General features: G+C 73.5%; 11 protein-coding genes. 3 read left to right on the top strand and 8 right to left on the bottom strand.

All coding sequences use genetic code 11. The annotated features are described in order from the left end of the window. Positions 1-12 precede the first annotated feature (12 nt). The 5 genes from C7C46_RS21495 to qcrB all read right to left on the bottom strand — a co-directional run bounded on the left by C7C46_RS21495 (position 13) and on the right by qcrB (position 7,965). On the bottom strand, positions 13-957 hold the full coding sequence (locus tag C7C46_RS21495) for a DMT family transporter (protein ID WP_110671515.1): 945 nt from the start codon (positions 955-957) through the stop codon (positions 13-15). A 114-nt stretch (positions 958-1,071) separates the two neighbouring features. Next, a complete protein-coding gene (locus C7C46_RS21490; protein WP_245984663.1) occupies positions 1,072-1,707 on the bottom strand; it encodes a 2OG-Fe dioxygenase family protein in 636 nt (211 codons plus the stop codon). A gap of 570 nt (positions 1,708-2,277) precedes the next feature. Further along, complete coding sequence (locus C7C46_RS21485) at positions 2,278-4,338, bottom strand: dynamin family protein (protein ID WP_146259168.1); 2,061 nt, start codon at positions 4,336-4,338, stop codon at positions 2,278-2,280. Positions 4,339-4,343: 5 nt separating this feature from the next. After that, complete coding sequence (locus C7C46_RS21480; RefSeq protein WP_110671513.1) at positions 4,344-5,861, bottom strand: GTPase domain-containing protein; 1,518 nt, start codon at positions 5,859-5,861, stop codon at positions 4,344-4,346. A gap of 490 nt (positions 5,862-6,351) precedes the next feature. Beyond that, the gene (gene qcrB / locus C7C46_RS21475) at positions 6,352-7,965 is read right to left on the bottom strand and encodes a cytochrome bc1 complex cytochrome b subunit (protein ID WP_110671591.1); all 1,614 of its coding nucleotides are present in this window, start codon (positions 7,963-7,965) and stop codon (positions 6,352-6,354) included. Positions 7,966-8,177: 212 nt separating this feature from the next. On the opposite strand from qcrB, the gene ggt reads away from it, so the two are divergent. Beyond that, positions 8,178-9,971 carry a gamma-glutamyltransferase gene (ggt, locus tag C7C46_RS21470; protein WP_110671512.1) on the top strand — a complete coding sequence of 598 codons (1,794 nt, stop codon included), beginning with the start codon at positions 8,178-8,180 and terminating at the stop codon, positions 9,969-9,971. A gap of 173 nt (positions 9,972-10,144) precedes the next feature. Further along, a complete protein-coding gene (locus C7C46_RS21465; protein ID WP_110671590.1) occupies positions 10,145-10,942 on the top strand; it encodes an exodeoxyribonuclease III in 798 nt (265 codons plus the stop codon). A gap of 4 nt (positions 10,943-10,946) precedes the next feature. Here the strand turns inward: C7C46_RS21465 and C7C46_RS21460 are convergent, their stop codons facing one another. Together C7C46_RS21460 and C7C46_RS21455 are read right to left on the bottom strand one after the other, a co-directional pair. After that, complete coding sequence (locus C7C46_RS21460) at positions 10,947-11,627, bottom strand: lysoplasmalogenase (protein WP_110671511.1); 681 nt, start codon at positions 11,625-11,627, stop codon at positions 10,947-10,949. Next, complete coding sequence (locus C7C46_RS21455; RefSeq protein WP_110671589.1) at positions 11,621-12,526, bottom strand: sterol desaturase family protein; 906 nt, start codon at positions 12,524-12,526, stop codon at positions 11,621-11,623. The genes C7C46_RS21460 and C7C46_RS21455 overlap by 7 nt, the downstream gene beginning before the upstream one ends. A 205-nt stretch (positions 12,527-12,731) precedes the next feature. On the opposite strand from C7C46_RS21455, the gene C7C46_RS21450 reads away from it, so the two are divergent. Further along, a complete protein-coding gene (locus tag C7C46_RS21450) occupies positions 12,732-14,279 on the top strand; it encodes a DUF2398 family protein (RefSeq protein ID WP_181442454.1) in 1,548 nt (515 codons plus the stop codon). A 104-nt stretch (positions 14,280-14,383) separates the two neighbouring features. Here the strand turns inward: C7C46_RS21450 and C7C46_RS21445 are convergent, their stop codons facing one another. Further along, entirely contained in the window at positions 14,384-14,584 is a 201-nt protein-coding gene (locus C7C46_RS21445) for a hypothetical protein (RefSeq protein ID WP_146259166.1), read from the bottom strand. Between the last annotated feature and the right edge of the window lie 185 nt (positions 14,585-14,769).

Here is a 14,769-nt window from a genome sequence, read left to right as displayed (position 1 = left end):
CGTCCCAGCTCGTCAGCCGGCCTGCAGGACCTGTTCGGCCTGCGGCGGCGCCGCGTGCTCGGTGGCGGCGGGGGCCTCCCGGCGGCCCCACCAGATGCCGACCAGCACCAGCACCACCCCCACCCCGCCGGCCACACCGGGCCGGTCCCCGCCGAACGCGACGCCGATCACGGCGGCCCACATCGGCTCGGTCCCCAGCAGCAGGCTGACGTGGGACGGCGAGGTGCGGCGGACCGCCCACATCTGCACCAGGAAGGCGAACAGGGTGCACATCACCGCGAGGTGGACCAGCAGGAGCCACTGCTTGGTGCCGAAGGCCGCCGCCAGCGCCCACGGGGCGTGGCCGGCCAGCGGCGAGGCGATGCCGAAGACCACCACCGCGGTGGCGAGTTGCACGAAGGTCAGCACGCCGGAGTCGGTGTGGCGGACCGACTTGAGCCGGTGCATGACCAGCACGTGCGCCGTGCGGACCACCGCCGCCAGCAGCATCAGCAGGTCGCCGAGCCGGGGCACGGTGAGCCCCGAGCCCTGGGTCAGCAGCAGCACGCCGACGACCGAGGTGCCGGCCGCCGCGACGAAGGCCGGCCGCGGCCGGGTGCGGGTGATCACGGCCTCCGCGAGCGGGGTGAAGACCATCGTCAGGCTGATGATCAGACCCGCATTGGTGGCCGAGGTGTACACCACCCCGTAGGTCTCCAGCAGCAGTACCACGGAGAGCACCGCGCCGAGCACCGCGCCGCCCCGCACCTCGGCGCGGGACAGGCCGCGCAGCTTCCCCGCGGCCTGGAACGCCAGGAACGGCAGGGCCGCCAGGAAGCGCAGGGCCAGCAGCGCGACCACGGCCTCGCCGGTGGCGATCTCCTTGGTGGCCAGGTAGCTCGAACCCCACACCACGGCCACCAGGACCACTAGGAGGTCGACCAACCACAGACGTGGGGCGCGGGGGTGTCCGGTCATGTCATCCGTTCCTGCGAGCTGGGGCGTGGAGCGCCGGGGCCTTCGGGGTGCGGCCTGCGGCCCGGCCGCCTGTCCGGCCGCCGGGGCGGGGGAGGGGCGCCGGGCAGGCGGGGATCAGCGTGCGGTGTAGGCGATCACTAGCACGTCGCGGTGCGCGGGCGCGGACCCGTCCACCGGGCGGACGGGGGTGACGGAGTGCGTCGTGCGGGCGTCGTCACCCAGCAGCAGGTCGCCGGGCTCGGTCAGGGTCACCGTGAGCAGGTGCTCGTCCTCGTCGGTGTACACGCCGCTCTCGCCGCCCTCGACGTTGGTACGCGAGATGAGCAGCGAGGTGATGAAGGTGACGCCGTCGCGGTGGCGGCCCTCCGGGGCCGGGTGGCCGACCTGCTCGCCGGCGGTGATCCGGTAGGGGTGGAGCTTGATGTTCCACACCGGGGTGCCGTCCACCGCGCTGAACATCCGGCCGAGCAGCACCAGCAGCTCGCGCAGCAGCGGATCGCCGCTGAACTGCTCGGTCAGCGGGTCGAAGACGCGCTCGACGCCGCCGTTGAGCGCGTTGATGTAGCTCTCCTGCCGGTACGGCTCGTGCCGGCCATGAAGCGGTTCAGGGTCAGGTCGTCCCAGTTCCGGGCGAACCGCGACCAGTCGGCCGCCCCGATGCCAAGCAGCTGCGAGAGCTCGGCCGAGCGCAGCAGATGGGCGCCGGTGTCCGACAAAGCGGCGACCGTCGCCGTCTTCGTCGACGTACACGGCGCCACACACCAGCTCCGCAAAGTTACCACCCGAACCCTTCCGCGGAAGTGGTGGATTCCCGCCGGGTGCACTGCCGAAGTTGCTGATGTCTCGTCAGTTCAGTCTACCGTATTGGTAGTTGACGGTCTCCGGGGAACCTTGGGAATCAACTCGGGCGTCTCGCAATCTGGGATCGTGAACGGAATGCGCCCCGAATGCCGCGGATAGGCCCGTTTCGTCCAGCATGATCGGTGTGTGTACCGGAACCGTCTCCCGAACGGTGGTACACGCCCTGAAGAGCGGACAATTCCCGGGAGTCCTGGCGCTCGGCTCTGGCGCTCTGTTAGCTTCGAGCGGCCGGCGTCGATGCCGGGCCTGCATGCCGTGACCGGGACCGCCGGGGGCGCCGGACATCCGCGCCCGACCACGATCGACGAACGGGGCTGCGGCGGGTCCCCGCAGCCCGGCGCGGAGGTGTCCGGTCCCGCCGTCCGCTGCCCGGCTCGGAGCGGAAGCGGTCGGGCGGGCCGTGGAGATCCTCTGGGGCAGGGCACATGCGGCGCGTGCCGGGCGGCAGGTGACGTGGCGTCAGGCACCGCCCCCGGCGGCCAGGCGGTCGGCGACGTAGGGGCGCAGGAAGTCGCCGATGCTCTTCTCGATCGTGGTGAGCCGCTGCTCGTGGGCGTAGAGGGCGTCGCGCAGGTGCTGCTTCTGCTGCTCGTCCAGGCGGGAGGCGTCGATGGTGCGCTGGACGCCGTCGACCAGTTCCTCCAGGCTGCTCTCCAAGGTGTTGGCGATGCCGTGCCACACCTCGCGCAGGTTGGTGGCACGGCTTTCGGCGTAGGCCTTGGCCGTGTGGGGGGCCGAGGCCAGCAGGGCGGCGGCGAACTGCTCGGTGGCCTTGGCGCGCAGCTTGTCCTCGGAGAGCCAGGCAGCGCCGAGAGCCACCAGCGGTCCGACCGCCGCGCCGATGCCCAGCACCACGCCGAGCGGCGGGATCGCCACCCCGAGGCTGAGCAGCCCGGCCAGGCCAGCGACGCCGAAGATCCCGGCCCCGGTGCCCACCCCCAGCATCGGGCCGGGCCGGTAGGGCAGCGGGATGTCCTCGGCACGGGTGCGGCCGGACTCGCCCCAGCCGATGGAGAGCGCCAAGGTGCGCAGCAGGAAGTCGGGTGCGGGCTCGATGCGCACCCCGCTCAGGTCGGTGCGCAGGTCGGCGAAGGCCGCCTCGTGGTGCTGCAGCAGCGGGGTGAGCTGTCGGCCCAGCTCCTCCTGGCGCTTGGTCAGTTCCCCCTCCAGCGTGCCCTTGGCGAAGAGCTGCAGCCGGCGCTGGAGCGTGATCGTGTAGCTGTCGCCCAGCTTCCTGGCGTACTCCTCGCGCCCGGACCTGGTCACCGGGAAGAGCCGGCCGACGGTGGACCGGGAGGGGTTGGTGGCGATCGGCCAGCCGGGGACCTCCGCGGCCAGCTCCTGCAGGAAGAGGGCGACCCGGGAGCGGATCTGGTCCTCCATGTCCTCGATCCAGCGGTCGATGACCTCGCGGATCTCCCGGATGCTGCGGCGCAGCGCGTCCCGTACCGCCTGGCTCTGTTCGAGCGACTCGCGCAGCCCGGCGGTCGACCGCAGCAGGATGCCGCTCTGTTCCTGCAGGTGCTGGCGCAGGCCGATCGCGTTCTCCCGCAGGAACTCGCCGATCCGCACGAACTTCACCCGGGCCGCGTCCAGCATGCAGAAGGTCTCCAGGGCCTTTTCCAGCTCGACGATCCCGGACGCCCGCACACCGGCCTCGTTCTGCGCCAGCCGGGCCTTGAGGGCGTTCTTCGCGCTGACGAAGAAGACGTTGTCCCCCAGGGGCCCGCCGCTGTCGCCGAACCGGGCCACCGAGTGGCGGCACCGCGCCATCACCTCGGCCTGCTCGTCCTCGTCGATCCGGTCGAACTGGTTGACCACGTAGAAGATCTGCCGGTGCCCGAGCCGGCGCACGTGGGCGAGGTAGCTGTCGGTCTCGGTCATGTTGAAGGCGCGACTGGCGTCGGTGACGAAGAGGACGGCGTCCACCTGTTCCAGGAACTGCAGCGTCACCTGCTCGCGGGTGGGGCTCTCGTTGAGGCCTGCGGAGTCGACGAGCTCCACCGAGCGGCGCAGCAGGTCCAGCGGTTGGGAGACCACCGCGAGGGCGAACGAGGGCTCGCGGGAGGCGCCGTCGGCGTCCAGCTGCAGCGAGACCTCGTGCTGGAACTCCTCGATGGTGGTCACCGTCACCCCGCCGGTGCGGTCGGCGTTGCGGTACAGCTCGGCGCGCTCGTGCTCGCCCCAGCGCAGCAGGGTGGTGAAGGCGGTGGCGGGGTTCGCCTTGGTGGGCAGCAGCTTCCGGCCGAGCAGCGCGTTGATCAGCGTGCTCTTGCCACTGCTGAACTCGCCGAGCACCATCACCCGGAAGGTCTCGCGCTCCAGCACGCTGCCGGTGCTGGCCAGCCGGCCCAGCCGGCTGCTGCTGGTGGCCGGGCTGCCCAGCAGCGACTCGGCATCGGTGGCGATGTCCTGGATCTGCAGGTAGAGGCCGCGCAACTCGCTGACCCTGGTGTTCCACCCGTCGAAGTGGCTGCCGGGGGACTCGGATCCGCCGTTGCCGGTCATGGCGCTCCTCACGCTCGTCACGCTCCTTCGAGAGTTGCCAGTCGGGCGTCCACCAGCGCGCCCAGCGTGGCCGCGTGGCCGGCCAGGCCCTGCCAGTGCTGGACCGACTCGGGCGGTGCGGACAGCGCCGCGGTGTTCAGCTGCCACCACTGCTCGTCGCGCCGGTGGGCCCGGTCGGCGAGTTGCTGGTAGGCCAGCCGGACCCGCTCCTCGGTGCTTGCGAGCCGGGCGGCGAAGGTCGAGCGGACCACGTGTTCGAGGTCGTCGATGACGCGCTCTAGCCGCTGGTCGTTGCCGAGCGAGACGGCGCTGCCGGTCAGCGCGGTGCCCGCGGAGCCGGCCAGGTGCGCGACGGCATCGCTGACGTGCGGCGCCAGCAGGGTCTCGATGGCGGAGCCGAGCAGGTCGGGCAGCCGGGAGAGGTCCCAGCCGTCCGGGTGCTGGGCGGCCCGTGAGTCGAGCGCGTGGCCGCGTTCGAGGTCGGGGACCGGGGACGCCCCGGCGAGCTCGGGGGCGCCGCTCTCGCCGGGGCGGTCGGCCAGCAGGGTCGCGCCCAGCCAGTCGGCGTCCCGGGACAGGGCCTCACGGACCGTCTCGCCGATCGAGTCCTGGAGCTCCTGCAGCCGCTCCTCGACCCGGGGCACGGCCACCAGGCGGATGAAGGCGCGGGCGTCGGGCCCCTCGGCGAGGGCTCCGGCGAGCTCGGCCGCGCAGGCCACCCGGCGCCGTTCGACCTCGTCGCGCAGCAGGTTGAGCAGGGCCTGGCAGCGCTTGTCCAGGTCGGCGGCCAGGGTCAGCCAGCGGACCCGGGCGATCTCCCGCTGCGCGCGCCACAGTTGCAGCGCCTGCCGGCGCACCGGCTCGGCGCGCTCGGCCTCGGCCAGCGCCCGTTCGGCCGCCTGGGCGATCAACCGGCAGACGTCGGCCAGCTGGTGGTGACGGCGCACGGTCCGCCGCGCTATTCGGTCCCGGGGACCGGCCAGCGCGGCCAGCACGGCCCGGGCCTGCGCGAGCTGGTCGTCGACCGGCGGCTGCTGCGGGGCGGGCAGCACCTGGGCGGCGGGTGCCAGGGTGCGGGTCAGGTGGCGGACCCGCAGCAGCACCTCGGGAGCCTCGTCCTCCACCTCGTCCAGCTTGGTGACCAGCACCAGCAGCGGAGGCGTCTGCGGCTGCGCGGCGAGCGCCCGCAGCCGGGCCTGCTCGGTGGACGGCAGCGCCCGGCGGGCCTCGGTGGCCACCACCAGCAGGTCGCAGTCGGCCACCAGGCGCGCGAGCGCGGCGGTCTCTGGATGGTCGGGCCAGGTCTCCCAGTCGGGCGTGTCCACCAGCTCCAGCCCGGCGAGCTCCGCCCAGCCACCCTCGCCGAGCACGGCCACCAGCCGGCTCTTGCCCACCCGGCTGCCCCCCATCACCGCCACCCTGCCCAACGGCGCCCGAGCCCGCCGCGCCGCCCGCCGCACCGACTCGGCGACAGCATCGGCGCCGGCCCCGTCCGCGAGCAGCGCGACCCGCTCGGCCAGGTCCAACTGGTCCACCGGTAGCCACTCCGCTCGGTCGGTGGCAAGTAGCATAAGGATCATGACTGATCGTCAGATCCCGCCACATTTTCTACCACGTACGGTCGCGTTTGGCTGCGCTTCTGCACCGGGGGCCCGAACTGCGGGGCGCGGCGGAGTCGCTGGGGGATGGCGCCGATTGCCAGGGGAAGCCTCGGGGCCGACCTTGCCACCTGGATCGGACGGCACCTGGCAAACGAGAACTCGGGGGACACGTGACTGATCCACTGGAAGTGGCCAGAGGCCGACCCGGTGCTGATGCCGGGTCGGCAGCGCTGTGGTGTGAGGGTTGTCTGCTGGGAATCTCGATCTCGCGGTGCCCGGTGCCCGAGGGGGCGGTCCTCATCCCACCCGGTGAGCGGGAGAAGCCCGAGTTCGGTGGTCCGCCGAACTACACGTTGGTTCTTCCGGAGTAGGTAGGCGGGATGGGGCGGAACCGATCTGGGGGAGTGGCAGCCGTGGCCGCCGCTCAGTGCACCCGGTCGCGGTAGTACCAGTCGCTCAGGGCCGCCCGGACGCGTTCGCGGCGGGAGGGGTCGGCCGGGGCGAGGGGGGCCGGTGGGGGGTCCAGGGTCAGGGTGTACTTCTGGCTGGGGGTCAGGGGGTCGTGGGACTGGCGGAAGGCGCCCTCGACGGACTGGTGGACGAAGCCAGTGGGGGTGCCCGTGGTGAGGCGGGTGCGGTCGCGGGACTGGAGGGCGAGGCAGAGGTAGCGGGTGAGGTGGAAGGCGAGGAAGGGGGCGACGAAGAGGGCGATCCGCAGGGTCCAGTTGAGGGTGTTGACCGAGGTGTCGAACTTGTACGCCACGATGTCCTGGGCCCCGGCGAGCAGCAGGACGGCATAGGCCGTCAGGCCCGCGACGCCGATCGCGGTGCGGGTGGGGCGGTTGCGGGGGCGGTCGCAGAGGTGGTGCTCGGAGCGGTCGCCGGTGATCCACTGCTCGACGAAGGGGTAGGCGTAGAGGGCCATGAAGAGGACCAGGGGGAAGAGCACCGCGGGGATCAGCGGGTTCCAGGAGATCGTGTGCCCCAGTGCCTGGGTCTCGGTCCCCGGCATCAGTCGCAGCGCGCCCTCCAGGAAGCCCATGTACCAGTCCGGTTGGGCGTCGGTGGAGGCCTGGTCGGCGCGGTAGGGGCCGTAGTTCCAAATCGGGTTGACCTGGGCCACGGCGGCGAGCAGGGCCAGCAGGCCGAAGACCATGAAGGCCAGCCCGCCCGTCTTGGCGAGGAACTGCGGGAACATCGGCTGGCCGACCACGTTGCGCCCGCTGCGTCCCGGCCCGCCCCACTGGGTGTGCTTGAGGTAGAAGACCAGGATCAGGTGCGCCGTCACCAGGCCCAGCATCAGCCCGGGAAGCAGCAGCACGTGGGTGGTGTAGAGCCTCGGGATGATGTCCTGGCCCGGCCACTCGCTGCCGAAGGCGAAGAAGGAGAGGTAGCTGCCGACCAGCGGGACCGCGAGCATGAAGCCCTGGGCCGTGCGCAGTCCGGTGCCGGAGAGCAGGTCGTCGGGGAGCGAGTAGCCGGCGAAGCCCTCGACGAGCGCGAGCTGGAAGAGCGTCAGCCCGATCAGCCAGTTCATCTCGCGCGGGCGGCGGAAGGCCCCGGTGAAGAAGACCCGCATCATGTGCGCCCCGATCGCGGCGAGAAAGACCAGGGCCGCCCAGTGGTGCAGCTGACGGATCAGCAGGCCGCCGCGCACGTCGAAGCTGATCGTCAGCGTGCTCGCGTACGCCTCGGTCACCCGCAGGCCGCGCAGCGGGGCGTAGCTGCCGGAGTACACCACCTCGCGCATGGCGGGCTTGAAGAAGAAGGTCAGGTACACCCCGGTGAGCATCAGCAGCGCGAAGCTGTAGAGGGCGAGCTCGCCGAGCAGGAAGGACCAGTGGTCGGGGAAGATCTTGCGCAGCAGCCCCTTGCCCGCGTCGAGGAACGGCAGCCGCCCGTCCAGCCAGCGGGCGCCGGCCTCGGCCCGGCGCCCGGCCGCCCGGTGCTGCTCGGCGGCCGCACGAGCCTGGGCGCGCTGGGCGCGCAGGCGGCTGACGCGCTGTTGGCGGTCGTGCTCCAGCTGCTCGTTCCGCATCCGCCGCATGCGTGCCGTGCCTTCCGTCCGCCGTACCCGTTGGACCAGTCTGGTCGCGGGCGGGCCGCACCGCTGGCAGCCCGCGCCCCGGTTCACCTCATTGGAAGCACCGAGCAGCGCCGAGCAACCCCGGGAAGCGCCGGCAGGCAGTGCGACCCGCCCTTCCGCTGGGTAGGGAAGGGATCTGACGCCGACCCAGGAGGACTTCTCCCATGCGCATTCCGGCCCGCCTCTCCTTACCTCTCGCGCTGACCCTGGCCGCCGCCGCCCTCGGCACCGTGGCGCCGGCCCAGGCCGCGGCGCCCCCGCCCAAGGTGCCTGAGGCCGTCGGCTACGGCGGCGCCGTGGCCTCGGTGGACGCCGACGCCACCGCTGCCGGCCTGGAGGTGCTCAAGCACGGCGGCAACGCGGTGGACGCCGCCGTGGCCACGGCCGCCGCGCTGGGGGTCACCGAGCCGTACTCCGCCGGGATCGGGGGCGGCGGATACTTCGTCTACTACGACGCCGCGACCGGCCGGGTGCACACCCTGGACGGCCGCGAGACCGCTCCGCTGAGCGCCGACAGCTCGCTCTTCCTGGAGGACGGCCGGCCGCTCGCCTTCGCGGACGCCGTGACCAGCGGCCGCTCGGTCGGCGTGCCGGGCACCGCCGCGACCTGGCAGCAGGCACTGAACAGCTGGGGCACCCGCCCGCTCGGCGAGGTGCTCGAGCCCGCCGAACGGATCGCCGACCAGGGCTTCGTGGTCGACCAGACCTTCCAGAACCAGACCGCGCTCAACCAGGACCGGTTCAAGGACTTCCCGGCGACCCGTCAGCTCTTCCTGCCCGGCGGCACGCTGCCCGCCGTCGGCTCGCTGCTGCGCAACCCGGACCTGGCCGGCACCTACCGCGAACTCGGGCGCGAGGGCACCAAGGCGCTCTACCAGGGCGACCTGGGCGCGGACATCGTGCGCACCGTCCAGCACCCGCCGGTGGACCCGGCCAGCACCCGGGTGGTCCGCACCGGCAAGCTGGACGCCGCGGACCTGGCGGCCTACCGGGTGCACGAGCAGGCGCCGACCCACGTCGAGTACGGCGCCTACGATGTGTACGGGATCGCGCCCTCCTCCTCCGGCGGCACCGCGGTGGGCGAGGCGCTCAACCTGCTGCAGGAGACCGGTGACCTGTCCCGGGTGGACGACACCCAGTACTACCACCGGTTCGTCGAGGCCACCCGGATCGCCTTCGCCGACCGCAACCGCTGGGTCGGCGACCCGGCCGCCCAGCAGGTGCCGAGCCGTCAGCTGCTCTCCGAGGACTACGCGGCCGGCCGGGCCTGCCTGATCGACCCCGAGCACGCGCAGACCAGCCCGCTGGCCCCGGGCGACCCGTACCACCCGGGCACCTGCGCCGGCGCGGGCCCGGCCGTCAGCGAGCCGTACGAGGGCACCAACACCACCCACCTGACGGTCGCCGACCGCTGGGGCAACGTGGTCTCGTACACGCTGACCATCGAGCAGACCGGCGGCAGCGCCATCACCGTGCCCGGCCGCGGCTTCCTGCTCAACAACGAGCTGACCGACTTCTCCTTCGCCCCGCTGACCCCCGGGGTGCCGGACCCCAACCTGCCCGGCCCGGGCAAGCGGCCGCGCTCCTCGATCTCGCCGACCGTGGTGCTCAAGGACGGCGACTTCGCCTTCGCGGCCGGGTCGCCGGGCGGGGCGACCATCATCACCACGGTGCTCCAGGTGCTGCTCGGCCGGATGGACCGCGGGCTGACCCTGGAGCAGGCGATCGCGGCGCCGCGGATCAGCCAGCGCAACCTGAAGGCGACCGAGGCCGAGCCGGCCTTCCTGGCCTCGCCGCAGCGGGCCGCGCTGGAGGCGCTGGGGCAGGTGTTCACGCTCAATCCGGAGATCGGCGCGGCCACCGGGGTGGAGCGCCTGCCGGACGGGCGCTGGATCGCGGCCGCCGAGCCGGTGCGGCGCGGCGGCGGGTCGGCGGCGGTGGTGCACCCGGCGCCGTGAACCAGTCCCCGGCGACCTCGGCCTCGCGAACCCGACCCCGTGAACCCGAGCCCGTGAACCCGGGCCGGCGAACGCGGCCGGCTGTCGGCGGCCGGCGGTAGATTCGAGGGCGGGTGTTCCCGCAGGAGCGCCCGCCCTCGTCCGCCCGACTGCAGAAGGCCGAGCTCGTGACCCTGCGCATCGCCACCTGGAACATCAACTCCGTCACCGCGCGGCTGCCCAAGCTGCTGGAGTGGCTGGAGAGCGCCAAGCCCGACGTGGTGTGCCTGCAGGAGCTCAAGTGCGCCGCCGACGCCTTCCCGTACGAGGAGGTGCGGGCGCTCGGCTACGAGACCGAGGCGCACGGCACCGGGCGGTGGAACGGCGTGGCGATCCTGTCCCGGGTCGGCCTCGCGGACGTGCTGCGCGGCCTGCCCGACCAGCCGGGCTACCTGGCCGACGGCGCGCTGCTGCCCGAGCAGGAGCCGCGCGCCATCGCGGCCACCTGCGGGCCGGTCCGCGTCTGGTCGGTCTACGTGCCCAACGGGCGCGAGGTGGACCACCCGCACTACCGGTACAAGCTGGACTGGCTGGAGACGCTCCGTCAGGGCATCGCGGCGGACGCGGCCGGCGAGCGCCCGTTCGCGGTGCTCGGCGACTTCAACGTGGCCCCGACCGACGAGGACGTCTTCGACGTGGCCGCTTTCGAGGGCCAGACCCACGTGACCGAGCCGGAGCGGCAGGCCCTGGCCGACCTGCGCGCGGCGGGCCTGGCCGACGTGCTGCCCCGCCCGCTCAAGTACGACCGCCCCTACACCTACTGGGACTACCGCCAGCTCGCCTTCCCGAAGAACCGGGGCATGCGGATCGACCTGGTGTACGGCAACGCCCCGTTCACCGCCGCGGTCAGCGACGCGTACGTGGACCGCGAGGCGCGCAAGGGCAAGGGGACTTCGGACCACGCGCCCGTCGTGGTGGACCTGAACCTCTGACCGCTCAGTCGGCCGGCGCCGCCTCGGCCCGCAGGGCCGCGGTGGCCAGCAGGTACTGGGCCGCGATGTACGTGGACATGATCCAGAACTCGTGGCCCGGCAGCTGCCGCCAGCCGGCCAGGCGGGTGGCGATCAGGGTGTCGGAGAGCAGGAACAGCCCGCCGCCCAGTCCGGCCCGCAGGCCCAGGCCGGCCGCCGTCACCGCCGTGCCCGCCAGCAGCAGGCTGTACCCGGCCACCGGGACCTGCAACGCGCCCAGACCCGGCCAGAGCAGACCGAGCATCACCACCCAGGTGGCCGCGTACGCGCAGCCGACCAGCACGGTGCGCCGACGGTCCGTCAGCGCGCCCTGCTGGGCGAACATCGCGATGTAGCTGACGTGCGCCGCGGCGAACGCGCCCATCCCCGCCAGGAAGGCCGGCTCGGCGGGGACCTGGAGCAGCACGTCGCCCGCGGTGGACGCGAGCAGGGCCCGGGCCAGCAGCTTCGGCACCGGGCCCGAGCCGCCGAGCGCGTGCGCGGCCAGCAGGGGCATCAGGGCGGGCTTGGTGGCCTGCTCCACCACCCGGGTGTCGGTCAGCAGCGAGCCCAGGTGCGCCGCGGAGGTGGCGGCGAACGCGGTGAGCAGGCCCTTGGCCCGCCCGGCGAGCCGGGTACCGACGGTGGAGGTGAGGCTGGTCAGCATGCGGTGGTGCCCTCCGGGCTGATCGACGGGACCGCGGGCGTGGCGGCGACTGCGGCTGCGGCCGGTGCCGCGGCGGGTTGCCAGCCCGGTCCCTTGGCGAGGTGGCGGACCTTGTCGGCCCAGGAGCGGGCGGCCGCCACGTCACGCGCGATCGACGCGTACTCGTGGGTAGCCACCCGAAGCGGATTGTAGGACTCCAGGTTCTTCGTCAGCCCGTAGACCGGCCGGACCGTCTCCGGCGTGAACGAGCCGAACAGCCGGTCCCAGACGATCAGGATCCCGCCGAAGTTGCGGTCCAGGTAGCCGCCCTGGGAGGCGTGGTGCACCCGGTGGTGCGACGGGGTATTGAAGACCAGCTCGACGGGGCGGGGCAGGCGGTCGACCCGCTCGGTGTGCAGGAAGAACTGGTAGACGAGGCTGACGCCGGAACAGAAGGCCAGCGCCGCCGGGTGCACCCCGGCCAGCACCATCGGCAGGTAGAACACCCAGCTGGTGGCCCCGGTCCAGGGCTGGCGCAGCGCCGTGGACAGGTTGTAGTTCCGGCTGGAGTGGTGCACCACGTGGCTTGCCCAGAGCACCCGGACCACGTGGTGGCAGCGGTGCTGCCAGTAGTAGCAGAAGTCCTGGGCGAGCAGCATCGGCCCCAGCGTCCAGGCGTTGACCGGCAGGTGCCAGGGTGCCACCGCGTAGAGCGCGGAGTACGCCAGCGCGATCGGCACCCGCCACCCCGCGTCGAAGAAGAGCGAGCCGAGCCCCATGGTCAGGCTGGTCGCGGTGTCACCGGACCGGTAGCCGACCTCGTCCGCGTCCGGGTGGAACCGGTAGGAGACCGCCTCCACAACGGTGAGCAGCACGAAGGCCGGTATCGACCACAGCACCACGTCGGGCAGGTTCGGCATGCCCGGCACGATAGGGGACGGTCCGGGGTGGCCGGAAGAGGTTGTTACCCGCGCGTATGTCCAGCACTCCAGGCGCCGTGCCCGAGGCTGCGCCGCCCACCCCTGGTGGTGCCTTAGGCTGTCCCGTCGGGACTCGCAGGCCGGGTCCCGGACCGGGGCGGGTGAACCCCGGACGGGCGTAGTCGGCAGCACGGCGGAGGGGCGCGTGAACGGGGGCGGAGCGCTGCGCGAGACCGGGCTGGCCACCGCCACCCTGACGCTGCGCCGGGCCGTCCCGCAGCCGCCCCCGGAGGCCCCGCGCGACCTGGCGGCGGACGCCGCAGAGCTGCGCCGACTGGCCGTCCGCTTCGCCGAACTCGCGCCCGAGCAGGCGCACGAGCTGTTCACCGAGGCCTTCGGCCTGTACAGCGCCCGGCACTTCGGCGCCGCACCCCGCCCGGCGGACGCCGACCTGGCCACGGTCAGCTGGTGGCACGGGCCGACGGTGCACCGGAGCGCGCCCCGGGCGCGGCGCGAGCGGCGCCGGGCCGGCGCCGTGGTGCTGCCCTCCGCCCGGCGCGGGGGCGGCCGGCACCGCAAGGGCGAGGCCGGGGCGCTGCCCGCGGGCCGGCCGCTGCCCACCGACCAGGAGCGGCAGGCGGCCGAGCGTCAGGCCGCCGAGCGGCGGGCCGCCGCCCGGCTGCTGCTGGCCCGGCCGCTGGTCACCGCGGGCGGGCCGGGCGCGCAGGCGCTCGGGCTGATCCAGCGTCATGCCCGCTGGTTGACGGAGCGCTTCGCCGAGCTGCTCGGCTACCCGCTGCTGGTCGGCGAGCGGTTCGCCCGCCTGGTGAAGTCGCCGCTGGCTCCGGGGGAGGGGGAGGGGCGCGGGCTGCCCGGCTTCACCCCGGACCGGTACGCGGCGCTGGCCGGTGCGCTGGCCGAGGTGCTGGTGGGGCCGCCGTGGTGGGCCGAGGCGCGGCCGCTACCCGCCGGGCTGCCGGAGACAGTGACGGAGGCGGCCTGGCGGGCCGCCGTCGAGCAGTTGACCGATTGGCAGGTGCTCGGGCCGGTGGCCGAGCAGGGGCCCACCGGCGAGCAGGAGCTGGGCACCGGGAGCGGGCGCCGGGTGGACGTGGAGCTGGCGGCCGCGCTGGCCGCGCGCTGCCGGCCGGTCGGACCGCAGGATCCACCCGCCCCGCGCACCACCATCCCGGTCGCGGTGCGGCGGCGGCTGGCCGAGTCGCCGCTGCTGCTGCTCGGCGAGCTGACCGCGCTGGAGCGGGAGTGGCTGCTGGAGTCGCGGCAGCGCGAGGCGGCCGGGTTCGCGGAATTCCTCGGGCTCGCCACCGAGATCCGGCGGGAGGGCTTCGCGCTGCTGGACCCGGCCGACGAGCTGACCGACCTGCGGCTGCCCGGCCCCGACCCGCTCGCGCACACCGCGCTGCTGCTGGTGGAGCGCCTGGTGGACCAGCTGCGCCCGCTGCCGGACGAGCCGACGCCGGTGGCGGTGCCGATCGCGGAGGCCCTGATAGACGGGCTGCTCGGGGACATCGCCGACGAGCACGGGGCGGACCGGGCCCAGTTGGCGGACCGGGCCGCGTTCCGCCGCCAGGTGCTGGCGCTGCTGCACCGGATGCGGCTGATCGCCCCGGGCCCGTGCCCGTCCGGGACCGCCGACCGCACGGGGTGGGCGCTGCTCGCGCCGGCCGCGCGGTACGCCGCGGAACTGGACCTGGCCCCGGCTCCCGGCACGGGGCGGCACTCGCGGCGCTGAGACGGCCTCGGTCGACCCTGGGCCGTTGACCCCTGCGGCCGTCCACCCCTGGGCCGTCGACCGTCAGCTGACGGCGAGACAGCTGACGGTGCGACAGGAGTGCCTCAGTGCGAGGCGCTGACCACGACGGTCCGCTGCTGCACGGTCTCCACGGTGGCGGCGACCCCGAAGGCGCCGAGCGCGACGGAGGCGGCCACGGCGGCACAGGCGAGCATCCGGCGGTGCCGCTTGGGCAGCGGGAACCTGGGGGCGTCCGGCGGCAGGTCGGGACCCGGCGGGCGGGTCGGGCAGAGCGATTCGTCCATGATGGTGAGCATTCCAGTCGGTTGTTAAACGATGACTACACACGGGTGAACGCCGGCCAGGGGAGACGCGGCAGTTTGGATCATGCGGCGCGAGAAGGCGCGTACAGCGTCGAGTGCGCCCCTTGCGCCGCAGCTGAGACCCCCTAGCGAGCTGCTAGCGCACCCCTGGGGCGGGCCGGCCGGGC

The sequence above is a fragment of the Streptomyces tateyamensis genome (assembly GCF_003205575.1).
Classification (GTDB): domain Bacteria; phylum Actinomycetota; class Actinomycetes; order Streptomycetales; family Streptomycetaceae; genus Kitasatospora; species Kitasatospora tateyamensis.
Note: the sequence above shows the minus strand (reverse complement) of the source record. Positions and strands in the feature narration are given on the sequence as shown.